This window comes from Mycobacterium malmoense, assembly GCF_019645855.1.
GTDB lineage: Bacteria > Actinomycetota > Actinomycetes > Mycobacteriales > Mycobacteriaceae > Mycobacterium > Mycobacterium malmoense.
In genome coordinates, this window is the sequence record NZ_CP080999.1 from 4,405,175 (window position 1) to 4,428,161 (window position 22,987).

At 68.5% G+C, this 22,987-nt stretch carries 25 protein-coding genes and 1 riboswitch; of the genes, 12 read left to right on the forward strand and 13 right to left on the reverse strand.

Annotated features, from left to right (window positions below; translation table 11 throughout):
- The first annotated feature begins 54 nt into the window (after positions 1–54).
- The gene (locus K3U93_RS20195) at positions 55–1,176 is read left to right on the forward strand and encodes a citrate synthase 2 (RefSeq protein ID WP_083012717.1); all 1,122 of its coding nucleotides are present in this window, start codon (positions 55–57) and stop codon (positions 1,174–1,176) included.
- Positions 1,177–1,322: 146 nt separating this feature from the next.
- Positions 1,323–1,781 (forward strand): VOC family protein, encoded by a 459-nt coding sequence (locus K3U93_RS20200; protein ID WP_071508950.1) that lies wholly within the window; start codon positions 1,323–1,325, stop codon positions 1,779–1,781.
- Here K3U93_RS20200 and K3U93_RS20205 read toward each other — a convergent pair.
- Both K3U93_RS20205 and K3U93_RS20210 read right to left on the reverse strand, forming a co-directional pair.
- Positions 1,778–3,466: an FAD-dependent oxidoreductase gene (locus tag K3U93_RS20205; protein ID WP_083012714.1), complete on the reverse strand. Its 1,689-nt coding sequence runs from the start codon at positions 3,464–3,466 to the stop codon at positions 1,778–1,780. The genes K3U93_RS20200 and K3U93_RS20205 overlap by 4 nt on opposite strands.
- A 21-nt stretch (positions 3,467–3,487) precedes the next feature.
- Positions 3,488–4,513, reverse strand: a complete 1,026-nt coding sequence (locus tag K3U93_RS20210) for an AurF N-oxygenase family protein (RefSeq protein WP_071508952.1) — start codon at positions 4,511–4,513, stop codon at positions 3,488–3,490.
- 242 nt (positions 4,514–4,755) lie between these two features.
- Between K3U93_RS20210 and serC the strand changes: the two genes are divergently transcribed.
- Both serC and sepH read left to right on the forward strand, forming a co-directional pair.
- Positions 4,756–5,886 carry a phosphoserine transaminase gene (serC, locus tag K3U93_RS20215; protein ID WP_083012712.1) on the forward strand — a complete coding sequence of 377 codons (1,131 nt, stop codon included), beginning with the start codon at positions 4,756–4,758 and terminating at the stop codon, positions 5,884–5,886.
- A 121-nt stretch (positions 5,887–6,007) separates the two neighbouring features.
- Positions 6,008–6,787: a septation protein SepH gene (gene sepH / locus K3U93_RS20220; protein WP_071508954.1), complete on the forward strand. Its 780-nt coding sequence runs from the start codon at positions 6,008–6,010 to the stop codon at positions 6,785–6,787.
- On the opposite strand, the gene K3U93_RS20225 is transcribed toward sepH, so the two are convergent.
- From K3U93_RS20225 to K3U93_RS20235, 3 genes are read right to left on the reverse strand one after another with little or no spacing between them, the layout of a single operon-like run.
- The gene (locus tag K3U93_RS20225) at positions 6,784–7,062 is read right to left on the reverse strand and encodes a DUF2537 domain-containing protein (RefSeq protein WP_071508955.1); all 279 of its coding nucleotides are present in this window, start codon (positions 7,060–7,062) and stop codon (positions 6,784–6,786) included. The genes sepH and K3U93_RS20225 overlap by 4 nt on opposite strands.
- On the reverse strand, positions 7,059–7,871 hold the full coding sequence (locus K3U93_RS20230) for a TrmH family RNA methyltransferase (RefSeq protein ID WP_230981489.1): 813 nt from the start codon (positions 7,869–7,871) through the stop codon (positions 7,059–7,061). Before K3U93_RS20230 ends, K3U93_RS20225 begins: the two co-directional genes overlap by 4 nt.
- A gap of 8 nt (positions 7,872–7,879) precedes the next feature.
- Positions 7,880–8,311 carry an Rv0880 family HTH-type transcriptional regulator gene (locus K3U93_RS20235; protein ID WP_071508957.1) on the reverse strand — a complete coding sequence of 144 codons (432 nt, stop codon included), beginning with the start codon at positions 8,309–8,311 and terminating at the stop codon, positions 7,880–7,882.
- A 155-nt stretch (positions 8,312–8,466) separates the two neighbouring features.
- Here K3U93_RS20235 and K3U93_RS20240 point away from each other — a divergent pair, with 155 nt between their 5' ends.
- The gene (locus tag K3U93_RS20240; protein ID WP_071508968.1) at positions 8,467–8,742 is read left to right on the forward strand and encodes a DUF2530 domain-containing protein; all 276 of its coding nucleotides are present in this window, start codon (positions 8,467–8,469) and stop codon (positions 8,740–8,742) included.
- Between the two features lie 28 nt (positions 8,743–8,770).
- On the opposite strand, the gene K3U93_RS20245 is transcribed toward K3U93_RS20240, so the two are convergent.
- Complete coding sequence (locus K3U93_RS20245) at positions 8,771–9,613, reverse strand: DUF3027 domain-containing protein (protein ID WP_139797218.1); 843 nt, start codon at positions 9,611–9,613, stop codon at positions 8,771–8,773.
- 117 nt (positions 9,614–9,730) lie between these two features.
- Here K3U93_RS20245 and K3U93_RS20250 point away from each other — a divergent pair, with 117 nt between their 5' ends.
- Positions 9,731–11,389 (forward strand): MFS transporter, encoded by a 1,659-nt coding sequence (locus K3U93_RS20250; RefSeq protein WP_139797220.1) that lies wholly within the window; start codon positions 9,731–9,733, stop codon positions 11,387–11,389.
- Entirely contained in the window at positions 11,386–11,901 is a 516-nt protein-coding gene (locus K3U93_RS20255) for a DUF2771 domain-containing protein (RefSeq protein WP_083012703.1), read from the forward strand. The genes K3U93_RS20250 and K3U93_RS20255 overlap by 4 nt, the downstream gene beginning before the upstream one ends.
- A 17-nt stretch (positions 11,902–11,918) precedes the next feature.
- Here the strand turns inward: K3U93_RS20255 and K3U93_RS20260 are convergent, their stop codons facing one another.
- The 3 genes from K3U93_RS20260 to K3U93_RS20270 all read right to left on the reverse strand — a co-directional run bounded on the left by K3U93_RS20260 (position 11,919) and on the right by K3U93_RS20270 (position 15,465).
- Positions 11,919–12,923: a glutathione S-transferase family protein gene (locus K3U93_RS20260; protein WP_083012701.1), complete on the reverse strand. Its 1,005-nt coding sequence runs from the start codon at positions 12,921–12,923 to the stop codon at positions 11,919–11,921.
- Positions 12,924–12,988: 65 nt separating this feature from the next.
- The gene (locus K3U93_RS20265; protein WP_083012698.1) at positions 12,989–14,941 is read right to left on the reverse strand and encodes an acyl-CoA dehydrogenase family protein; all 1,953 of its coding nucleotides are present in this window, start codon (positions 14,939–14,941) and stop codon (positions 12,989–12,991) included.
- A gap of 116 nt (positions 14,942–15,057) precedes the next feature.
- The gene (locus K3U93_RS20270; RefSeq protein WP_071508961.1) at positions 15,058–15,465 is read right to left on the reverse strand and encodes a cold-shock protein; all 408 of its coding nucleotides are present in this window, start codon (positions 15,463–15,465) and stop codon (positions 15,058–15,060) included.
- Between the two features lie 155 nt (positions 15,466–15,620).
- On the opposite strand from K3U93_RS20270, the gene K3U93_RS20275 reads away from it, so the two are divergent.
- From K3U93_RS20275 to K3U93_RS20290, 4 genes are all read left to right on the forward strand, one after another.
- Positions 15,621–16,025 (forward strand): YccF domain-containing protein, encoded by a 405-nt coding sequence (locus tag K3U93_RS20275; RefSeq protein ID WP_071508962.1) that lies wholly within the window; start codon positions 15,621–15,623, stop codon positions 16,023–16,025.
- A complete protein-coding gene (moaA, locus tag K3U93_RS20280) occupies positions 16,022–17,104 on the forward strand; it encodes a GTP 3',8-cyclase MoaA (RefSeq protein ID WP_071508963.1) in 1,083 nt (360 codons plus the stop codon). The genes K3U93_RS20275 and moaA overlap by 4 nt, the downstream gene beginning before the upstream one ends.
- Positions 17,097–17,375, forward strand: a complete 279-nt coding sequence (locus tag K3U93_RS20285) for a MoaD/ThiS family protein (RefSeq protein WP_071508964.1) — start codon at positions 17,097–17,099, stop codon at positions 17,373–17,375. The genes moaA and K3U93_RS20285 overlap by 8 nt, the downstream gene beginning before the upstream one ends.
- Before the next feature lie 208 nt (positions 17,376–17,583).
- Positions 17,584–17,797: riboswitch (cyclic di-AMP (ydaO/yuaA leader) on the forward strand.
- A gap of 13 nt (positions 17,798–17,810) precedes the next feature.
- Positions 17,811–18,773 carry a transglycosylase family protein gene (locus tag K3U93_RS20290; protein WP_220688558.1) on the forward strand — a complete coding sequence of 321 codons (963 nt, stop codon included), beginning with the start codon at positions 17,811–17,813 and terminating at the stop codon, positions 18,771–18,773.
- Positions 18,774–18,909: 136 nt separating this feature from the next.
- Here the strand turns inward: K3U93_RS20290 and K3U93_RS20295 are convergent, their stop codons facing one another.
- From K3U93_RS20295 to K3U93_RS20310, 4 genes are read right to left on the reverse strand one after another with little or no spacing between them, the layout of a single operon-like run.
- The gene (locus tag K3U93_RS20295; RefSeq protein ID WP_083011989.1) at positions 18,910–19,335 is read right to left on the reverse strand and encodes a molybdenum cofactor biosynthesis protein MoaE; all 426 of its coding nucleotides are present in this window, start codon (positions 19,333–19,335) and stop codon (positions 18,910–18,912) included.
- On the reverse strand, positions 19,332–19,814 hold the full coding sequence (locus K3U93_RS20300; protein ID WP_083011987.1) for a MogA/MoaB family molybdenum cofactor biosynthesis protein: 483 nt from the start codon (positions 19,812–19,814) through the stop codon (positions 19,332–19,334). Before K3U93_RS20300 ends, K3U93_RS20295 begins: the two co-directional genes overlap by 4 nt.
- Positions 19,811–20,338 (reverse strand): cyclic pyranopterin monophosphate synthase MoaC, encoded by a 528-nt coding sequence (gene moaC / locus K3U93_RS20305; protein WP_071509153.1) that lies wholly within the window; start codon positions 20,336–20,338, stop codon positions 19,811–19,813. The genes K3U93_RS20300 and moaC overlap by 4 nt, the downstream gene beginning before the upstream one ends.
- Positions 20,339–20,347: 9 nt before the next feature.
- Complete coding sequence (locus K3U93_RS20310; RefSeq protein ID WP_176220054.1) at positions 20,348–20,548, reverse strand: hypothetical protein; 201 nt, start codon at positions 20,546–20,548, stop codon at positions 20,348–20,350.
- A 101-nt stretch (positions 20,549–20,649) separates the two neighbouring features.
- On the opposite strand from K3U93_RS20310, the gene K3U93_RS20315 reads away from it, so the two are divergent.
- Positions 20,650–22,899, forward strand: a complete 2,250-nt coding sequence (locus K3U93_RS20315) for a helicase-associated domain-containing protein (protein WP_083011982.1) — start codon at positions 20,650–20,652, stop codon at positions 22,897–22,899.
- The last annotated feature ends 88 nt before the right edge of the window (positions 22,900–22,987 follow it).

Below are 22,987 nucleotides of genomic sequence, written 5' to 3' on the forward strand. Positions count from 1 at the left end.
GGGTTGCTACCGGCCGGTAGCGTCGGCCCGAAGGCGGGGTGCAAGAATTTTCCCATGACTGTGGTCCCCGAAAACTTTGTCCCCGGCCTGGAAGGCGTGGTGGCCTTCACCACCGAAATTGCCGAACCGGATAAAGACGGCGGTGCGCTGCGCTACCGCGGCGTCGACATCCAGGACCTGGTGAACCAGCAGGTCACGTTCGGTGACGTGTGGGCGCTGCTGGTCGACGGGAGGTTCGGCCACGGGCTGCCGCCCGCCGAGCCGTTCCCGCTGCCGATACACACCGGCGACGTGCGGGTCGACGTGCAGGCGGGCCTGGCGATGCTGGCACCCATCTGGGGGTACAAGCCCCTGCTCGACACCGACGACGCCACCGCCCGCAATCAGCTGGCCCGCGCATCGGTGATGGCCCTGTCCTATGTCGCACAGTCCGCGCGCGGCATCTACCAGCCGGCCGTCCCGCAGCGGATTATCGACGAATGCCCAACGGTCACAGCACGATTCATGACTCGCTGGCAGGGCGAACCGGACCCCAGGCACGTCGAGGCCATCGACGCCTACTGGGTGTCGGCCGCCGAGCACGGCATGAATGCGTCGACGTTCACCGCGCGCGTGATCGCCTCGACCGGCGCGGATGTGGCCGCCGCCCTGTCCGGTGCGATCGGGGCGATGAGCGGCCCGCTGCACGGCGGGGCTCCGGCCCGGGTGCTGCCGATGCTCGAAGAGGTCGAGCGCACCGGCGACGCCCGCGGCCTGGTCAAGGGCATCCTGGATCGCGGCGACAAGCTGATGGGATTCGGGCACCGCGTATACCGCGCGGAGGACCCGCGGGCGCGGGTGCTGCGGGCGGCCGCCGAGCGGCTGGGCGCGCCGCGCCACGAGGTCGCGGTGGCGGTCGAGCAGGCCGCGCTGGCCGAGCTGCGGGAGCGGCGTCCGGACCGGGCCATCGAGACCAACGTCGAGTTCTGGGCCGCGGTCATCTTGGACTTCGCCCGGGTGCCGGCCAACATGATGCCGGCGATGTTCACCTGCGGCCGCACCGCGGGGTGGTGCGCCCACATCCTCGAGCAGAAGCGCCTGGGCAAGCTGGTCCGCCCGTCGGCCATCTATGTGGGACCGGGCCCGCGCAGCCCGGAATCCGTCGACGGCTGGGACCGGGTCCTCACCAACGCCTGACCCCGCCTGCCGTCTGCCGCGAGCGTGCGTGTTTGCACACGACACGCCGCGCGCGGGCGTACAACTGCGCACCCTCGCGATGAGATTTCCCGCCGCGCGGAGTCAATATGGGGGTAGACCAAACCCAACGACAAGGAGACCACCTTATGGCGATCAATATCGAACCCGCGCTGTCCCCACACCTCGTGGTTGACGACGCCGCCGCGGCGATCGACTTCTACGTCAAGGCATTTGGTGCCGAGGAACTGGGGCGCGTGCCCCGTCCCGACGGCAAGCTGATCCACGCCGCGGTGCGCATCAACGGCTTCACGGTCATGCTCAACGACGACTTCCCGGAGGTGTGCGGCGGCAAGTCCATGACACCCAAGTCGCTGGGCGGCACTCCGGTGACCATTCATCTGACGGTCACCGACGTCGACGCCAAGTTCCAGCGGGCGCTGGACGCGGGCGCCACCGTGATCGCCCCGTTGCAGGACCAGTTCTGGGGCGACCGCTACGGCATGGTCGCCGACCCGTTCGGCCACCACTGGTCGCTGGGACAGCCGGTGCGTGAGGTCAGCATGGACGAGATCGAAGCCGCCATGTCCGGGCAGGCCGGCAACTAGAGATCACGCAGCCGCGCCACCACCCGGCGTCGCAGCGGCGGCGCCGGCGCGGTGGCAGCCGCCGCGAGCATGTCACCGACATCGGTGAACTTGCTGCGCGGCCGCCCGTCCTGGCCGCCGCGCGCGATCTCCGCGGCGTCGATCGCGCGCCATCCCGCGGAGTCCACGGCGTCGGGCTGGCGGGCGCGCACCAGCTTGGCCAGCGCCTCCGGCTTGGCCACCGGGCCGGTCAACCTGTCGGCGTTGAAATCGGCCACCAGGGCCTGGACGGTTTGACACGAGCAGGTCTTGTTGGTTCCGATGAACCCCGTCGGTCCGCGCTTGATCCACCCTGCGACGTAGGCGCCGGGCACCGGCCGGCCGGAGGGGTCGAGGACACGACCACCGTCGTTGGGAACCACACCCGCCGATTCGTCAAACGGAAGGTCGCGAATCCGCTTGCCGCGGTAGCCAATTGACGTCAGCACCAGGCCGGCCTCGAGCCGACGCACCTCGTCGGTGCCGGTGACCGTAAACTCCACGCCGGTGGCGCGCCGCTGACCCAGCACGCGTTCGGGCGTGAGTCGATAGGCCAGCCGGATGCGCGGGCGCCCGCCAAGCGGCGCCGAACCGTCCCCGAGCTTGCTCAAAATCTCCAGCTTGTTCCGGGTCAGCGTGTCAGAGACGGTCGCGAGGTCGGCGGACACCCGCTGGTGGTCACCGGCATCCAGCACGACCTCGGAAGTGCCTGTCAGCCCGATCAATTCGGGCAACGTGAACGCCGACTGGGCGGGCCCGCGCCGCGCGGCGATCACCACTTCACGCACCGCTGAGTGACGCAGCCCTTCCAGCGCATGATCGGAGATGTCGGTGCGGGCCAGATCATCGGGATCCGCCGTGAGCACCCGGGCCACATCGAGGGCGACATTGCCGTTGCCGATGATCACCACCCGCTCGTGGCCGAGATCGACCGGCAGATCAGCGAAGTCGGGATGTCCGTTGATCCACGCGACTAACTCCGTGGCGGTTCCGGTGCCCGGGAGGCCCATGCCGTCGATGTCCAGCCGACGGTCGTCGGGCGCACCGACCGCGTACAGCACGGCATGATGGTGGGCCAACAGCTCGGCGTGGCTCAGGTGCTTGCCGATCTCGACGTTGAGGTAGAACCGGAAGCGGCGATCACGGGCGACTCGGTCGAAGAGCTGAGTGACGCGCTTGGTGTTCTGGTGATCGGGCGCCACCCCGGCGCGCACCAACCCGTAGGGCGTCGGCAGCTTCTCAAAGACGTTGACCCGCACGCCATGCTGGGTGAGCAGTTCGTCGGCGGCATACATCGCCGCCGGCCCGGACCCGACGATGGCCACGGTCAGCGGCTGACGGCGCGCAAACACCTTGGCGGCCGGGATCACCGGGGCCAGCTTCGATGTCGGCGGCAGCTTCACACCCGCGGGTCGCTCCGGATAGAACGATGCATTGATCTCGATGAACGGCAGCTGCTTGGGCTCCAGCCGGGTATCGGGCGCGATCGCGCCGACCGGGCAGGCGCTCACACACGCGCCGCAATCCACGCAGGCCACCGGATCGATGTAGAGCATCTCCGACGTGGCAAAGCCCGGCTCGTCCGGCGTCGGGTGAATGCAATTCACCGGGCAGGCGAAAACACAGGACCCGTCGTTGCAGCACGACTGGGTAATAACGTGCGGCATAAAGGCCGAACCCGCGCAGTCCTATGCGGCCGGTACCGCGGCCAGGTGCTGGCGTTGCGGCTCGCTGCGGTAGCGCGACGGCTTGCCGTTGATCTTGCAGATCCGCCACATCAGCCGCGCGGAACGCGTTTCCATCAGGCCGGTGTCGTAGGCGAGCATCCGGACGTCGGCGAACATGTCGCTCAACCACTTTCGCGAATCCGGCGACCGGAAGAAGAGTTCCTTCTTGACCTCACGCGGGATGTCGAACTCCCGCCAGAACGCCCTGGGCGGCACCGTGATCGCCTGGCACAACACCCGCATCGTCAGCGGGTAATACAACGAGACCCAGAACCGCTGCCGCTTGGTCAAATGCGGCAACCGCCTACGCAAGAACTCGTGCGCAAACGAGATGTGGCGCGCTTCCTCGGCCACGTGAATGGCCATCACCCGCTCCATGATGGGGTGCAGCGACTTGCCTTCGCGCAGCACGTTTTTCTGCGTGTGGTCGATGGGCTCCTCGCCGGCCAGCACGCCGATGAAGAACGCGACCGGCAACGGTCCGGCCACCAGCGGAACCAACGGCGAAATCCAGCGCAGCATCCGCGGCATGCCCGGGACGTCGGTGCCGACGCGGTTGACCATCTCCTGGAACATCATGGTGTGGTTGCACTCTTCGACCGATTCGTGCAGGCAGTACCGATACTCCGGTGACCCGTTGGGCACCCAGAACGTGTAGTTCATCAGGCCGCGGATCAGGATCGACTCAAAGTGCAGCCCCACCTTGGCGACGTTCGCCTGGCGCCACATGCCGATCTTGATCTTGCGGTCCTCGGGCTGGGCCTGATACCAGGGATGACGCCCCAGCGGGTCGGTCAACGGCAAGATCCACCGGGGATCGTTCTCCGTGACCGCGAATTCCGGTGAGTCCCAGTCGATGTCGGTGTAGGGGTTGAAGTTTCGCCGCACAGACCCCTCGGACAGTGTGGCAAGCATGTTCACGTACTCGGCGTCGTCGCGCACCTCCATATTGCGGCGCCAACGCCGGACCATTCGTGTCCTGGCCATTTCAAGCCTCCCCAACGAGGTTTACATTTGAACGTGCTGTGTCTAGACAGTACCGCAGGTACCGGATATTTTCCAGAGCCCTTCGACGCGCTGTGGCCTGACCAGTGGTCACACACTGGGTGTGGTCTGACTCACACCACGCGGGCGTTGCGAGTGGCCAGCCAGGCGTTATCCGATCGCCGCAACTACCGCGGTCGGCCCGCGACGCCGCCGCGTCGGTGGCCCTCACTACGCTGGCTGATATGGCTGACCAGCTCGAGATTCCCCTTGACATTCCCAGCGACATCAAACCCCGCGACGGCCGCTTCGGGTGCGGCCCGTCGAAGGTTCGACCCGAACAATTGAAGGCGCTGACCACCACCGCGGCCGCGTTGTTCGGCACGTCGCACCGGCAGGCGCCCGTCAAGGATCTCGTCGGTCGGGTTCGGTCCGGAGTCGCCGAGCTGTTCTCCGTGCCGGACGGCTACGAGGTCATTCTGGGCAACGGCGGTGCGACGGCGTTCTGGGATGCCGCGGCGTTCGGGCTGATCGATAAGCGCTCGCTGCACCTGGCCTACGGCGAATTCAGCTCGAAGTTCACCTCCGCGGTCACCAAGAACCCGTTCGTCGGCGATCCCATCGTCATCAAGGCGGATCCCGGCAGCGCGCCGGAGCCGCAGTCCGACCCGTCGGTCGACGTGATCGCGTGGGCACACAACGAGACGTCGACCGGGGTCGCGGTGCCGGTCCGCCGGCCCGCCGGCTCGGGCGACGCCCTGGTCGTCATCGACGCGACCTCCGGCGCCGGCGGTCTACCGGTCGACATCACCGAGGCCGACGCGTACTACTTCTCGCCCCAGAAGAACTTCGCCAGCGACGGCGGGTTGTGGCTGGCCGTGATGAGCCCGGCCGCGCTGGCCCGCGTCGAGTCCGTCTCCGCGTCCGGCCGCTGGGTTCCCGACTTCTTGTCGCTGCCGATCGCGGTGGAGAACAGCCTGAAGAACCAGACGTATAACACCCCGGCGATCGGCACGCTGGCGCTGATGGCCGAACAGCTCGACTGGCTGCTGGGCAACGGCGGGCTGGACTGGGCGGTCAAGCGCACGGCGGACTCGTCGCAGCGGCTCTACTCCTGGGCGCAAGAGCGGCCCTACACCACGCCGTTCGTCGCCGACCCCGCCTTGCGGTCGCAGGTGGTCGGCACCGTCGACTTCGTCGACGACGTCGACGCTGCAACAGTCGCGAAGACCCTACGGGCTAACGGCATCGTTGACACCGAGCCGTACCGCAAACTCGGCCGCAACCAGTTGCGGGTCGGGATGTTCCCCGCGGTCGACCCCGACGACGTCAGCGCCCTCACCCGGTGCATCGACTGGGTGGTCGAGCGGCTTTAACCTGGCCGTCATTAGCCTGCAACCCGCCAGCGTGTCAGAGCGGGTTGCCGGCGTGAGCTGCACTAGAGTGCGCACCTGATGGGTCCGTTGCCGACCTGCACGGAGCCTGCGAGGAGAAGCCATGCGGGAACTCAAACTGGTTGGGCTCGACGACGACGGCAAATACATCATCTGCGAGACCGACGACTCCGCGGAGCAGTTCAAGCTGGTTGCCGACGACAAACTGGCCACCGCCGTGCGCGGCGAACCGAAGCCGCCGGAGCAACCACAGCTCGACATCGAAGTCACCAACATGCTGAGCCCCAAAGAGATTCAGGCCAAGATCCGCGCCGGCGCGTCCGTCGAGCAGTTGGCCACGGCGTCGGGCTCCGACGTCGCGCGGATCCGCCGGTTTGCCCACCCGGTGTTGCTGGAGCGTTTTCGCGCCGCCGAACTGGCAACGGCCGCGCATCCGGTGCTCGCCGACGGCCCCGCGGTGCTGACCCTGCTGGAAACCGTCAGCTCCGCGTTCGTGGCGCGCGGCCTCGAACCCGACAAACTCAGCTGGGATGCCTGGCGCAACGAAGACAATCGCTGGACCGTGCAGCTCGCCTGGAAGGTCGGCCGTTCCGACAACATCGCACATTTCTGCTTCACCCCGGGTGCCCACGGCGGAACGGTCACGGCGCTCGACGATGCGGCCAGCGAGCTGATCGACCCCAACTTCGAGCGGCCGCTGCGCCCGCTCGCGCGGGTGGCCCACCTCGACTTCGACGCGGCGGTAGCGCCCGCCTGCGGGGGAGACGCGCAGCCGGCGGTCACCGCGCCGGCCGAACGGCCGGTGCATACCCGGCGTGGCAAGCCGGTCATTCCGGCGTGGGAGGACGTGTTGCTCGGGGTGCGCTCAGGCGGGCACCGCTAGCCGGTCCCCGACACCGCCAGCGCAAGCACCGTCAGCCACGCGCCCACCACGCCCACGGCCGCGCCCAGCACAAACCAGCGCAACACCGGGGTGCGCCGCCAGCCCCATAGCGTCGGCGCCAGCCCACCCGCCGCCACGACGTTGAGGCCGACCGCCAACAGCGGATGCACGCGGATCAGCCCGAGGCTCAGCACCACCACGGCGACTCCGGTCACCGCGGCGACGAACCCGGCGACCGTCAAACCCGTTGCCCAGGGCACAGACTCGTCGCTCACGGACCGACCCTAGCCCGCTCGTAAAAAGCCAAAGCGGCCGCGGTCGCGACGTTGAGCGAGTCTGTGCCGCGCGACATCGGGATGCGCACCCGCGCGTCGCTGCGCCGCAGGGTGGCCGCCGTCAGCCCCGGGCCCTCGGCGCCAACGAGCACCGCGACCCGTTGGTGACGCGCCGCCGCCATTTCCTCCGGCAGCGGGCACGCTTCGCTGTTCGGAGTCATTGCCAGCAGCCGAAATCCGCTTCCTTTCAACAACGCAAGGTCGGAGGGCCAGTCAGTCGCTCGCGCGTACGGCACCAGCAACGCGTGGCCCATGGACACCCGGACGGCGCGGCGGTATAGCGGGTCGGCGCAGCCGCCGCCGAACACCACCGCGTCCACGCCCAGGCCCGCCGCGTTGCGAAAGATCGAACCCAGGTTCTCGTGGTCGTTGACGCCTTCGAGGACGGCGACGGTACGGGCGCCGTCGACGACCTGTGCGATGCTCGGTTCCGGCACCCTCCTGGCGGCCGCCAGCACGCCGCGATTGAGGTGGAAGCCGACCACCCGCGCCATCACGTCGGCGGACGCCCGGTAGAACGGCGCGGCGACACCGGCCAGGTCGCCCTCGAGCTCGGCCAGCCTGCGGTCGGTCCCCAGCAGGGCGTGCGGGGTGAACCGGGACGCAAGCATGCGCTGCACGACCAGCACACCCTCGGCGATCACCAGCCCTTTGCCGGTGGGCAGATCGGGACGACGGTCGACGCTGTTCAGATCGCGGAAATCGTCGAGCCGCGGATCGTCAGGATCGTTGACGTCCTGAACATCCACGCGTCCCCTCACGGGCCTTCGTCGACCAGCGCCAGCATCAGGTCGGCCGCGCTGCGCAGGATCTCGAGTTTGTCGGCGTCCAGCGTCGCGAGTCTCTTGGCCAGCCACTCCTGGCGAGCGCGACGAGCCGCCTTGACCAGCTCGGCGCCGGACTCGGACACCGAGACGAGCACCTGCCGGCCGTCGACGGGGTGCGGCGTGCGGTCTACGAGACCCATCTCGGCCAGCGAGGCGATCACCCGGGTCATCGACGGCGGCCGTACGCGCTCGCGAATCGCCAGTGCGCCGGGAGTCATCGCGCCCTCGTTGGCCAGGGTCGCTAACGCCGACAGCTGCGACAGCGTGACCGGCGAGGACGGGTTCCGAAACCGCAATTGGCGGGCCAGCCGCATGACGGCCAGCGACAAGTCGCTCGCCAGCCGCGCATCGCTGTCAGGCATGGCGCGAGGTTACACGGAACCCAAGAAACTCGGGATACGAAACGGCGAACGACAGACTTTGGTCCTTCCCATCGCTGCGGCAAATTCGGCAAAACTTCCACGGACGCCTCACGCCACACAGCGGCCCGCATCGCCGCCGGGCTATGTTGGTCGCGATGCCCGCTGAACCTGGCCAGAGCCCCGAGGCGCCGCCGCTGCCGCCCGCGCTACTCGAGGTGTGGCCCGTCGTCGTGGTCGGCTTCCTGGGCTGGCTGGTCGCCGCGGCCGTGGCGTTCGTCGTGCCAGCGCTTCAGAGTTGGCGCCCGGTGACACTGGGTGGACTGGGAACCGGGTTGCTCGGCACGGGAATCTTCGTGTGGCAGCTCGCCGCCGCCCGCCGCGGTGCGCGTGGCGCACAAGCCGGGCTCGAAACCTATCTCGACCAGCAATAGCAAACATCAAAGCCGCGGCCGAGAAGGGCTAATCCGGCGGTTCCGTCGCTTCCGGAGTCTCCGGCAGCTCGGCCTGAGGCTCAGGCATCGTCTCCATGACATCGAGCACGCCGTCGTCGTAGGGCTCGTATATCGGCGAGCCGCTGCCCGCCGGAGCAGGTGTGTCGGAATGGGCGCCGCAGCCGTATTGCTTGTCGACGACGTGGCCGTCGGCGGAGAGTTCGTTGCCGCATACCCCGAACATCGCGCCGAACGATCCGACCAGCGGCAGAAAAAATCCGCAGTCGCGGCACACGCGTTTGGTGGAGCGCGCCATCGCCGAGTCGGGACCGTAGTCGCCGGTGTGCCAGCGCTCGGCAGCCTCGGAGCGGCCCCAGGCGCCCATCACCCAGCGCCGGCCCAGCCCGATCTCGGCGGCGGTCTCGTCGACCTGGGGGTCGCCGCTGGCGGTGTAGCCGGGAACCAACCGTGGGTCGTTAGCTGCAGGAGCCAGCAGGTCTCCGGGACTCAGATCGCCCGGTCGCACGCGCCGTTCCCAGGGCACCCATTCGGGAGCAAGCAGCGCCGTCGGCCCGGGGATCAGCACCACTTCGCTGATGGTGGCGTGCTCGGCGCCGGGGTAAGCGGCGACGACGGCCGCCCACTGCCAGCCCTGGTAACCGGGCAGGTGCGCCAGGAACCGATGGGTGGCGGCGTTCGGGTCTTCGTAGCTGACGCCCAGGTAGTCCCCGACCGCCTCGGGACCGGCGAACTCTTCGACGGCGGACCTGGCCTGGTCGACCGCGCCCGTGAGCACCGCCGCCAACCCTTCGGGCCATTCGGCCACGGTCGTGGCGGCGGGTCCCACCGACCCTTCAGTGGGTCCGGTCACGCTGTCCCCTCTCTGCATTGCGCCTCCAATACTAGGTTGGCGAGCCACACCCGGTCGCCTGCCGGCATGGGAGAGAATTGGTTCGTGTCTGGACGGCGGCGTGATGATCCGGGCCGTGTGGTCCCCAACCCGGGCCGCCGGACCCGTAACGGATCGACCAATCAGCATCCGGGCATGGCCAACTACCCGGCCGACGACGCCGACTATCGCCGGGCGCGGCGCCCGCCGCCGATGCCGAGCGCCAACCGCTACCTCCCACCGCTGGGCCAGCGGCCACAAGCCGAGCGCAGTGGCGGCGCGCCGCCACGTGGTCCCGCCCCCGGCGAACGCATCACCGTCACTCGCGCCGCGGCGCAGCGAAGCCGTGAAATGGGTTCGCGGATGTACTGGATGGTGCAGCGGGCCGCCACCGCCGACGGCGCCGACAAGTCCGGTCTGACCGCGCTGACGTGGCCGGTCGTCGCGAACTTCGCGGTGGACGCCGCGATGGCCGTGGCGTTGGCCAACACGCTGTTCTTCGCCGCGGCGACCGGCGAGAGCAAGGGCCGGGTCGCGCTGTACCTGTTGATCACCATCGCGCCCTTCGCGGTGATCGCGCCGCTCATCGGCCCTGCGCTGGACCGGCTGCAGCACGGCCGCCGCGTCGCGCTCGCCACGTCGTTCGCGCTTCGCACCGCGTTGGCATTGGTGCTGATCATGAACTACGACGGCGCCACGGGGAGCTACCCGTCGATGGTGCTGTATCCGTGCGCCCTGGCCATGATGGTGTTCTCGAAGTCGTTCAGCGTGCTACGCAGCGCGGTGACACCGAGGGTGATGCCGCCGACCATCGACCTGGTGCGGGTGAACTCTCGGCTGACGGTGTTCGGCCTACTCGGCGGCACCATAGCCGGCGGCGCCATCGCCGCCGGCGTCGAGTTCACCTGCACCCACCTGTTCAAGCTGCCCGGCGCGCTGTTCGTGGTCGTCGCAATCACGATCGTGGGCGCCTTGCTCTCGATGCGGATTCCGCGCTGGGTCGAGGTGACGGCGGGCGAGGTCCCGGCCACCTTGAGCTATCGCCGGGACAGCGGCGCGCCGAAGCGAAGTTGGCCCGAAGAGGTCAAAAAGGTCGGCGGTACGCTTCGACAACCCTTGGGCCGCAACATTATTACCTCACTGTGGGGCAATTGCACCATCAAGGTGATGGTGGGCTTTTTGTTCCTGTACCCGGCGTTTGTCGCCAAGGCGCACCAAGCCAACGGCTGGGTTCAATTGGGCATGCTGGGCGTGATCGGCGCCGCGGCCGGGATCGGCAATTTCGCCGGCAATTTCACCAGCGCACGCCTGCGGCTGGGCAGGCCCGCCGTGCTGGTGGTGCGCTGCACGGTGGCGGTGTGCACGGTCGCGGTGGCGGCCTCGGTGGCGGGCAACCTGGTGGTGGCGGTGATCGCCACGCTTGTCACGTCGGGGTCCAGCGCCATTGCGAAGGCCTCGCTGGACGCCTCGTTGCAAAACGACCTGCCCGAGGAGTCGCGGGCATCGGGGTTCGGCCGCTCGGAGTCGACGCTGCAGCTGGCCTGGGTGTTGGGTGGGGCGCTGGGCGTGTTGGTGTACACCGAATTGTGGGTCGGCTTCACCGCGGTCAGCGCGCTGCTCATCCTTGGGCTGGCGCAGACCCTTGTCAGCTTCCGCGGCGACTCGTTGATCCCCGGTCTCGGAGGCAACCGCCCCGTCATGGTCGAGCAGGAGGGGTCGCGCCAGCCCGCCGGTAGGCCGGCGGTGGTGCCCGAGTGAAACCCAGAAACAAGCGGGTCGTGGTCGTGTTGCTGGCGGCCTCGGTGACGCTGCTGACCGTGGCGGCCGGGATCGGAACGTGGCTGCTCGTGCGGCGGCCCGGTCCGCAGCCACCCGAGATCAGCGCGTATTCGCACGGGCACCTGACCCGGGTGGGACCCTATCTGTACTGCAATGTGCTCAACCTCAACGACTGCCAGACGCCGCAGGCCCAGGGCGAGCTTCCGGCCAACGAGCACTATCCGGTGCAACTGTCGGTCCCCGAAGCCATTTCCCGGGCGCCCTGGCGGCTACTGCAGGTGTATGAGGACCCCGCCAACACCGCCACCACCATGTTTCGGCCGGGCACCCGGCTCGCGGTCACCATTCCGTCGGTCGACCCTCACCGCGGGCGGCTGACCGGGATAGTCGTGCAGTTGCTGACGTTGGTGATCGACGCTGGCCAACCGAACGACACCACCACGGTGCGCGCCGTGCCACACGCGGAATGGTCTGTGCGGCTTATCTTTTGACGTTCGGAATGGGAAACTCAGGCGCCGTGGCCGGCCGGTACCCGCTCGCCGCCGACCGGCGGACCGGGGGGCGTTCCTCCTCCGAAAGGCCTGCCCACCAACGCTTCCCGTCCATGTGGCGTCAACCAGCCGGTCAGGTCCGGGCCCTTGGGCACGATGCCGGTGGGGTTGATGTCGGCGTGCACGATGTAGTAGTGCTGCTTGATCTGGACGAAGTCGACGGTATCGCCGAAACCTGGTGTCTGGAATAGGTCACGCGCATATGCCCACAACACCGGCATTTCGCTGAGTTTGCTTCGATTGCATTTGAAATGGCCGTGGTAAACCGGGTCGAAGCGGGCCAGGGTGGTGAAGAGCCGTACGTCGGCCTCGGTGATGGTGTCGCCCACCAGGTATCGCTGGTTGGCGAGGCGATCGCTCACCCAATCCAGGGCGGTGAACAGCCGGTCGTAGGCCGCTTCGTAGGCCTGCTGCGTACCGGCGAAGCCGCAGCGGTACACGCCGTTGTTGATCTCCGTGTAGACCCTCTTGTTCACCTCGTCGATCTCACCCCGCAGCGGTTCGGGGTATAGCTCGGGTGCGCCGTCGCGGTGGTAGGCGGTCCACTCCGTCGAGAAGTCCAGGGTCATCTGGGCGAAATCGTTGGTGACCACCGCGCCGGTAGGTATGTCGACGATTGCCGGGACGGTGATGCCCTTGGGGTAGTCGGGGAAGCGCTTGAAGTAGGCGTCCTGCAGTCGTGGGATCTTCAGCACCGGGTCGACGCCCCCCGGGTCGAGGTCGAAGGTCCAACTGCGCTCGTCGTGGGTGGGACCGCAAAACCCAATGGACAGAACGCCTTCCAGGCCCAGCAACCGCCTAACGATGATCGCGCGGTTGGCCCACGGGCAGGCGCGGGCCACGACGAGCCGGTAACGGCCGGGCTCGACCGGATAGCCGTCGCGTCCGTCGGCGGTGATGCGGGTGGTGATGTAGTTGGTATCGCGGGTGAATTCGCCCACCCCGGCGACGTAGGTGGCCATGGCGACAATTCTGCCCCAGCACCGAACGTCGAGCTGTTGGGCCGACACGCCGGGACTTCGCGTCATCACGTCGACGTTCGGTGCAAAAGGGACACCGTCAGAAACCGCCGAGCCAGATTGGGCTCGGTCGATGCCCCTGGTTCCCAAGGCGCGATCCACGGTCCGGTGCCCTCGGACTGATCGACGATCCCATCCTCCAGCCAGGTGTAGCGGCCCTCCAGCACGTCGTGGGTCAGTCGAACGTCGGTGCTGTCGGTGTTGGTCCACAACGCGTGGAACAGGGCGTCCACCCGCAACGTCGCTTGCTCGCAAAACGTTTCGGCCAGCTCGTATGCCTGACGACCGACGTCCGGATCCGCGGCCCGCTGCCCCTCGGCCCGGACACATACGGCGGACATCGCGAAGAGCTCGGCACCGATGTCGACGATGCGCCCGAGGAATCCCTGCCGTTGCTCCAGTTTGGCCTGCCAACGCGCCATCCCGTAGAAGGTGTTGCGGGCCAGCTTGCGGGTGCAGCGTTCGACAAACCGCAGATGCGACGCCAGTGGGCCGAACTCGCTGTAGGCCCTGGGCCGCTGCCCCTCACCAAAAACCAGCTGTGGCAACCACTTTGCGTAAAATCCGCTAGCACCGGCGGCCGCGGCGGCCTTCTGCCGCAGACCGGCGTCGGGCTTCGCGAGGTCACCGGCCGCACTCAGGTGGGCATCGACCGCTTCGCGCGCGATGAGCAGCCTCATGATCTCGCTCGACCCTTCGAAGATGCGGTTGATCCGCAGGTCCCGCAACACCTGCTCGACCGGGACCGCGCGCTCCCCACGCGCGGCCAGGGACTCCGCGGTCTCATAGCCCCGCCCGCCCCGGATCTGCAGGAGCTTGTCGGCGATGAGGCAGGCCATCTCGCTGGACCACAATTTGGCCAGCGCCGCCTCGATCCGGATGTCGTTGCGGCCTTCGTCGGCCATCTGGGCGGACAGCTCCAGCACCGCATCGAGCGCATAGGTGGTGGCGGCGATGAACGAGATCTTGCGGGCCACCGCTTCGTGTTTGGCCAGCGGCTTGCCCCACTGCACGCGCTCGCCGGACCATTCGCGCGCTATCTTCAGCGCCCACTTCGACGAGCCCGTCGCGCTCGCCGGCACCGACAGCCGCCCGGCGTTCAGTGTGGTCAGCGCGATCCGAAGCCCGTCGCCTTCGCGACCGATCAGGTTTTCGGCCGGCACGCGCACGCGATGAAGCCTGGTCACGCCGTTCTCGATGCCGCGCAGACCCATGAACGTGTTGCGCCGCTCCACGGTGATCCCGGGTGAATCGGCCTCGACCACGAATGCGCTGATGCCGCCGCGGTGCCCGTCGCTCTTGGGTACCCGGGCCATGACCACCAGCAGTTCGGCGACCACCCCGTTGGTGGTCCACAGCTTCACGCCCTCGATTTCGTAGGCCTTCCCGTCGTCGACCGGTGTCGCGGTCGACGCCAGGCGCGCCGGGTCGGATCCCACGTCGAGTTCGGTGAGCAGGAATGCCGATATCGCGCCAGCTGCGCAGCGCGGCAAGAACTTTCGCTTCTGTTCGGGGGTCCCGGCGAGCTTGAGCGGTTCGGGCACGCCGATCGACTGATGGGCCGACAGCAACGCGCCGAGGCTGGGATGGACCGACGCAATCAACACCAGGGCCCTGTTGTAGGCGACCTGCGACATGCCCAGACCGCCGTATTCCGACGGTATCTTCATGCCGAAACAACCCAGTTCGGCCAAGCCCTTCACGTATTCGTCGGGAATCCGCGCATCGCGTTCGATGACGCTGCCCTCGACGGTGCCGAGAAACTCCCGCAGCTTGTCGAGGAATGCGCGGGTGCGTTCCTCGTCGGCGTCGGACGGTTTGGGAAACGGGTGTATGAGCTCCAACGGAAAACGACCGAGAAACAGTTCTTTGGCGAATGATGGTTTATCCCAACCAATTTCGCGGGATTCCTCGGCGAGGGCCCTCGCTTGTTCCTCCGTGACCTGCGCTTGCTGTGGCATCGCCACCTCCTTGCCAACGACTCGAGGCTTGAATACCCGGTTCCTTCACCACGTAACTACGGCGAGCCGTAACAAAAAAGACCCCTCGCGCCGTTCCGGCGCTCGCCGTCGTCGGGCTAGGCGTCGAGTTCCCGGGCCACCGCTTTGACCACCTCGGAGACCCGGCGAGCGGTCTTGCGGTCCGGGTAGCGACCTTTGCGCAACTCGGGCTGCACGGTGCTCTCCAGCAGCGTGATCATGTCCTCGACCATGCCGTGCAGCTCATCCGGGCTGTGCTTGTGCTCGACGGACGGCTCGCGGCGTACCTTGGCAAGGCTGGGCGGCGGATCGATCAGCTTGAGACTCAACGCCTGCGGGCCCCGTCGGCCGGAAGCCACACCGAATTCCACCCGCTGTCCCGCTTTGAGCCCCTCGACCCCGGCGGGCAACGCCGACGAGCGGACGTAGACGTCTTCGCCGTCCTCCTGCGACAGGAAGCCAAACCCCTTCTCGGCGTCGTACCACTTAACCTTGCCGGTCGGCACTGGTCTCACCTGCTTGTCTGACGGAATGAGCGACATAAGAAGCGCCCCGCCTGCGCAGGACGCGATGTGAATTGTGATCCTACTCGGATGCTTGCCTGACGAGCACCCCCCGTTGCGCCTCACTCGGTAGGCTGGCATTACCCGCTGGAGGAGAAATGCGCCTGGTCCTGAACGTCATCTGGCTCGTATTCGGCGGCCTGTGGATGGCCGTCGGATACCTGCTCGCGGCGCTCATCAGCTTCGTGCTCATCATCACCATCCCGTCCGGCTTCGCGTCGCTGCGCATCGCCTCGTACGCGTTATGGCCGTTCGGCCGGACGATCGTCGACAAGCCGACCGCGGGGACCGGCGCCCTGATCGGAAATGTCATCTGGGTGCTGCTGTTTGGGTTGTGGCTGGCGATCGGCCACTTGGTGAGCGCGGTGGCGATGGCGATCACGATCGTCGGCATTCCGCTGGCGCTGGCCAATCTCAAACTGATCCCGGTGTCCTTGATGCCGCTGGGCAAAGACATCGTTCCCGTCGGCTCGCCGACCCGATTCGCGCGGGTGCCCGCATGACGCTGACCGCATTGGGTCTACCCACGGTGCCTAGCCTCAACGGGCACCGTGCCGTCGCGGCCGGGGCACCGACCGCCGGCCCGCTGTTGGACACATACGGGCGGGTCGCCACCGATCTGCGGGTGTCACTGACCGATCGCTGCAACCTGCGGTGCAGTTATTGCATGCCGGCCGACGGTTTGGACTGGCTACCCGGAGAACAACTGCTGCGGCCCAACGAGCTGGCCAGGCTGATGCGTATCGCCGTCACCCGGCTGGGCATCACCGGCATCAGGTTCACCGGTGGCGAGCCCTTGTTGTCTCGGCACCTCGAAGAGGTGATCGCGGCGGCGGCCGGCCTGCGGCCCCGTCCCGAGATCTCGCTGACCACCAACGGTGTCGGATTGGCCCGACGGGCTGCTGGTTTAGCCCACGCAGGCCTGGACCGGGTCAACGTGTCGATGGACAGCGTTGACCGCGACCACTTCGCGGCCATCACCCGCCGGGACCGGCTTCCTGAGGTGCTGGCCGGCTTGGCGGCCGCCAAAGACGCGGGCCTGACGCCGGTCAAGGTGAACGCCGTGCTCGATCCCGCCACCGGACGCGAGGATGCCGTCGAACTGTTGCGGTTCTGCCTCGACCATGGCTATCAGTTGCGGGTCATCGAGCAGATGCCGCTGGATGCCGGGCATCAGTGGCGCCGCGGGGTGGCGCTGACCGCCGACGACGTGCTGGCCGCGCTGCGCCCGCACTTCCGGCTGCGGCCGGACCCGGCCCCCCGCGGTTCGGCCCCGGCCGAACTCTGGCTGGTCGACACCGGCCCGAACACGCCGAGCGGAAAGTTCGGCGTCATCGCGTCGGTCTCGCACGCGTTCTGCTCGACGTGCGACCGCACCCGGCTGACGGCCGACGGCCAAATCCGCAGCTGCCTGTTCTCCGCCGAGGAGACCGACCTTCGAGGCCTGCTGCGCCGCGGCGCGGACGACGACACGATCGAGGCGGCGTGGCGCGCCGCGATGTGGGCCAAGCCCGCCGGCCACGGCATCAACGACCCCGACTTCATCCAGCCCGACCGCCCGATGAGCGCAATCGGTGGCTGAACTCCCTGTCGAGCCAGACGGCATCCGGGTGACGGTGCGCTACTTCGCCGCCGCACGCGCGGCCGCGGGAACCGAATCGGAAATGGTGATGCTGCGGCCAGGCACCACGGTGGCCGAGCTGGTCGGGAGGCTCGCCGACCCCGGAAGCCGCCTCGCCGCCGTGTTGACCCGCTGCTCCTATCTGTGCGACGGAACCGCCGTTCGCGACCAGGCCACAGCGCTGCGTTCGGGCGACACCATCGACGTGCTGCCGCCCTTCGCCGGCGGCTAAAACTGTGAAATATCTCACGTAACGGAACGATAACGACGCGGACACGCTCCGGTCTCGGGCCCTGTGAACTGCACAAACCCGCGGCATTCCTGGGCTTTTGCAAGATGGCCGTGCGGGAAACGCCGGGTTTCCTTAAAACATGACGACGCCAACAGAAACCGCTAGCGTCTCCGAAGGCTCGCCAAGCTGACCGATTGGCGGTCCTCCCTCGTCTATCGCGCCGAGCTCCATCCAATAGGCGGGGGACACCGTAAGTGGATGGAGGCGGGGGACCCACCGGTCCACCGCGATCGGACTTGGGGCCGCTTGCGGCTCCTTGGGGTGAAGCCGACGTCGCGCCCACGTGAAGGACGATGCCGGCCGGGTGGCCTCTCCGACCCGAACCCGACAGCTGACCTCGTAGGCGCGTTACGAGAGAGGAATGTTCCGGCGCCTATGAGTGGACGTCATCGTAAGCCCACCACATCGAGCATCAGCGTCGCCAAGGTCGCCTTCACAGGGGTGGTGCTTGGTGGCGGCAGCATCGCCCTCGCCGGCCAGGCGGCCGCGGCCACCGACGGCGAATGGGACCAGGTAGCCCGCTGCGAGTCCGGCGGCAACTGGGGAATCAACACCGGCAACGGCTACCAGGGTGGCCTGCAGTTCAGCGCCGGCACCTGGGCCGCGCACGGCGGTGGCCAGTACGCCCCGTCGGCCCAGCTGGCCACCAGGGAACAGCAGATCGCGGTCGCCGAGCGGGTGCTGGCGACCCAGGGTCGCGGCGCTTGGCCGGTCTGCGGTCACGGGCTGTCGGGCCCGACGCCGCGCGACGTCCCTCCCCCCGCACCGGCGGGTATGGACGCGCCGCTGGATGCACCCGGGATCAACGGCGAGCCGGCACCGCTGGCCCCACCGCCCGCCGACGCGCCCCCGCCGCCTCCCCCACCTCCTGCGCCGCCCGCCGATGCGCCTCCGCCGGTGCAGCTGGCCTCCTTTGACCAACCGGCGCCACCCGCGGAGATACCGCCCGTGGAGGTACCGCCCGCACCGCCTGCCGACCTCGCACCGCCGGTACCTCCCGCCGACGCGCCGCCGCCCGCGGACGTGCCACCCGCACCCCCTGCGGACATGCCACCGGCCCCGCCCGCAGACCTGGCACCGCCAGCGGACGCACCACCCCCCGCGGACGTGGCGCCACCGGTCCCGCCCGCCGACGCGCCGCCCGCTCCCCCGGCCGATCCGGCACCGCCGGCTGACGTGCCGCCGCCTCCCGCCGATGTCAACAACGGCGCAACGGCCGAGCCGCAGCACGCTTCGAAAGTCGGCTACACCAAGCAGCTGTGGGAAGCGATCCAAGGCGCCGACATCCACGGAAACGATGCGCTGGACGCCCTTGCGCAGCCGTCCGTCATCAACTGACGCCTTTACCTAGTCGGATTGCTCGGCGCCCTTGAGGCGCTGAGACTGCAACGGCAGCGACTCCAAGTGGCCAATCCACGCGGTGGCCGCAGTTTCGGCGCCGTGACCGCAGACTCGATGCCGGCGGTCGAGGCGTTTAGGCCGAGCCCACCCATTCGTCGGTTCCGTCGTCGAAGAACTGGTGCTTCCACACCGGTAGCCGCGCCTTGATCGTGTCGACCAGCCAGGCGCAGGTGTCGAATGCCGCCCGTCGATGGTCGGCGGCGACCGCGGCCACCAGTGCCGCCTCACCGACGTGCAGCGCACCGATGCGGTGGCTGGCCGCGAGGGCGCGCACCCCACTGGACTCCTCGGCGACCTCGGCCACCACGTGGGCAATGACCTGCGCGGCCGACGGGTGCGCGGAATACTCCAACCGCACCACGCGACGCCCGCCGTCGTGATCGCGAATCATGCCGACGAACCCAACGATGGCGCCCGCCGATTGATGGCTCACCAGCTCTTCGTGCTCGGCCAGAAAAATCGGCTCTTCGGTCATGGCGGCGCGCAAGACGAGCGTCATCGCTCGTGATCCCCACCAGCGAGTTGGTCGAGCGCGTGGTCGAGCACGCCGGCGAGCACTCCCAGGCCGTCGCGCACCCCGCCCGGCGAGCCCGGCAGATTGACAATCAGGGTCTGGCCAACCACACCGCACACACCGCGCGACAGCACAGACGTCGGCACGTGTGGCAGCCCGGAACGGCGGATGGCGTCGGCCAGCCCGGGGATCATGTAGTCGAGCACCGCCACGGTCTGGTCCGGGGTGGTGTCGCTGGGCGAGATGCCGGTGCCGCCGGAGGTGAGGATGAGGTCGACTCCGGCATCAAGCGCCCTGCGCAGCGCTTCGCCGACCGGCTGCCCGTCAGCGACGACCTCGGGTTGTGCGGACGAAAATCCCTGCTGCGCAAGCCATTCCGTGATGATCGGCCCGCATCGATCGTCGTACACACCGGCAGACGCGCGAGTTGAGGCGATGATGACTCGTGCGGATCGGGCGCTCATCGCCGTGCCCAATTTCCGGTTTTGCCACCCTCCTTGCGGAGCACCCGGATGTCGTCGATGCGGGCGGCCGGGTCGACCGCTTTGACCATGTCGTAGAGCGTGAGCCCGGCCACGCTGACGGCGGTCAGCGCCTCCATCTCCACACCCGTACGGTCGGTGCTGCGCACGGTCGCGGTGATCTCGATGTCCGACTCGCCGACGGTGAAATCGACGTCGACTCCGGTGAGCGCGAGCTGGTGGCACAGCGGGATCAGGTCGCTGGTGCGCTTTGCCGCCAGGATGCCCGCCACCCGCGCGGTGGCCAACGCATCGCCCTTGGGCAGACCGCCCGTCGAGATCAGCGCCACCACCTCCGGGGACGTACGCAAGGCTCCGGCGGCAACGGCCGCGCGCTTGGTCGCTCCCTTTTCGGTGACGTCGACCATGTGCGCCGCCCCACGCTCATCCAGGTGTGACAGCGTGCCGGAGCCGGATTCCCTCGACTCCCGGGTCGCGGGGGCCTTGGATGCGGATGCCTCGGCCATCCGGGCGACCTACCGGTTGACGACCGTGACCGGGTGGACGTAGGGCAGGTCGGTCGAGGGCAGCGGGAACACCAGTTCACCGAAGGGTGATAGCGCACCGGTCCGATCGGTCACCAGTTCACTTACCGCGTGGTCGTCCGGGTCCGTCGTCGGCCAGCCGTTGTCGACGTACTTGGTTTTGCGCGCCCTGTCCTCAGCGATGTCAGCCACGGGGTCCATTCTGACAGGTCGCGCCCGCGCAGGTAACGCAAGGGGACTCCGCATCCTCGGCGCGGCCTCGGGGTCGGCGGGCTGCTTTACGCTGGTCGGCAATGACCGACAACACCCCGGACATCCCGCTGGGGTCCTGGCTGGCCGACTTGCCCGACGAGCGGCTGATCCGACTGCTGGAACTACGGCCAGACCTCGCCCAGCCGCCGCCTGGCAGCATCGCGGCGCTGGCCGCGCGGGCACAGGCCCGTCAGTCGGTCAAGGCCGCCACCGACGAGCTCGACTTCCTACGGCTGGCGGTGCTCGACGCGCTGCTGGTGCTGCAAGCCGATTCGGCGCCGGTGCCGACCGCAAAGCTGCTGGCCCTCATCGGTGACCGCGCTCCCGAGGCCGACGTGATCGGCGCGCTCGACGACCTCAGGCGGCGCGCCCTGGTGTGGGGCGAGGCCGCGGTCCGGGTGGCCGCCGACGCCGGCACGGCATTGCCGTGGCATCCGGGGCAAGTCACGCTCGAGGACGCCTCACGCACCGGCGAGCAGATCGCCGACCTCATCGACGGGCTCGACGAGGCACAGCGCGACGTGGTGGACAAACTGCTCGAAGGGTCCCCGATGGGACGCACGCGCGACGCCGCGCCCGGCGCCCGGACGGACCGGCCGGTGCCCCAGCTGCTAGCGATGGGCCTGCTGCGGCGCATCGACGCCGAGACGGTGATCCTGCCGCGCCACGTGGCGCAGGTGCTGCGTGGCGAGCAGCCCGGCCCGATGCAGCTGACCGCACCCGACCCGGTGGTATCGACCACCACCGCCCACGATGTCGACGCCACGGCCGCCGGGGCCGTCATCGACCTGCTGCGCGAGCTCGACGTACTGCTTCAAACCCTCGGCGCCGCACCGGTTTCCGAACTGCGCAGCGGTGGACTGGGAGTTCGCGACGTCAAGCGGCTGGCCAAGGCGACCGGGCTGGACGAACCGCGGCTGGGCCTGATCCTCGAGGTTGCGGTCGCGGCCGGATTGATCGCCAGCGGCATGCCCGATCCGGAGCCCGCACGCGGTGACGGACCGTACTGGGCGCCGACGGTGGCCACCGAACGGTTCACCTCGATGTCGCCCGCCGAGCGTTGGCACCTGTTGGCCAGCACGTGGCTTGACTTGCCGAGCCGGCCGGCCTTGATCGGCAGCCGCGGCCCCGACGGCAAACCTTATGGCGCCCTTACGGATTCGTTGTACTCAACGGCGGCGCCGCTGGATCGCCGACTGCTGCTGGGCATGCTCTCCGAGCTGCCCGCCGGTGCCGGCGTGGATGCGGCCTCGGCGTCGGCCGCCCTGATCTGGCGGCGTCCGCGCTGGGCCAGGCGGCTGCAGCCGCCACCCGTGGCCGACCTGCTGACCGAGAGCCACGCCCTGGGCCTGGTGGGTCGCGGGGCGATCAGCACGCCCGGTCGCGCGCTGCTGCAGGAATCCGCAGATCCCGAGATCGCGGTCCACGCGATGAGCCGGGCGATGCCCGCGCCCATCGACCACTTTCTGGTGCAGGCCGACCTGACCGTCGTCGTACCCGGGCCGCTGCAACGCGACCTTGCCGAGGACCTGGCCACGGTCGCCACCGTCGAATCGGCCGGCACGGCGATGGTGTACCGCGTGAGCGAGCAGTCGATCCGGCACGCGCTCGACATCGGCAAGACCCGGGACTGGATGCACGAGCTATTCAGGAAGCATTCCAAAACACCTGTGCCGCAAGGACTCACGTACCTTATCGACGACGTCGCGCGCCGGCACGGCCAGCTGCGAATCGGCATGGCCGCCTCGTTCGTGCGCTGCGAGGACCCGGCTCTGCTGGCCCAGGCGGTCGCGGTCGCCGAAGAGCTGCAGCTGCGTGCCCTGGCGCCGACGGTGGCGGTGTCGCCCGCGCCGATCGCCGAGGTGCTTGTCGCGTTGCGCGGCGCCGGCTTCGCCCCGGCCGCCGAAGACTCCACCGGCTCCATCGTCGACGTCCGGCCGCGCGGAGCCAGGGTGCCCACGCCGCAGCGCCGCCGCCCGTATCGCCCCCCGCCGCGCCCAAGCACCGAGACGCTCAACGCCGTCGTCTCGGTGCTGCGCAGGGTGACCGCCGCACCGTTCGGCAACATCCGCGTCGACCCCGCGGTCACCATGTCGCTGCTGCAGCGCGCGGCCAAGGACCAGGACACGTTGGTGATCGGCTACCTCGACGCCGCCGGCGTGGCCACCCAGCGGGTGGTGTCGCCGATCACCATCCGGGGTGGGCAGCTGGTGGCGTTCGATTCGGCGTCCGGGCGGCTGCGCGACTTCGCCATTCACCGCATCACGTCGGTGGTGTCGGCCGACGACTGAATAATGGACGATATGCGCGCCGGCGACATTGAAAAGAGTAGCGATGGGGTGGGGGTATGGCCCCACAAGTGGGAGGTACCCCCACCCG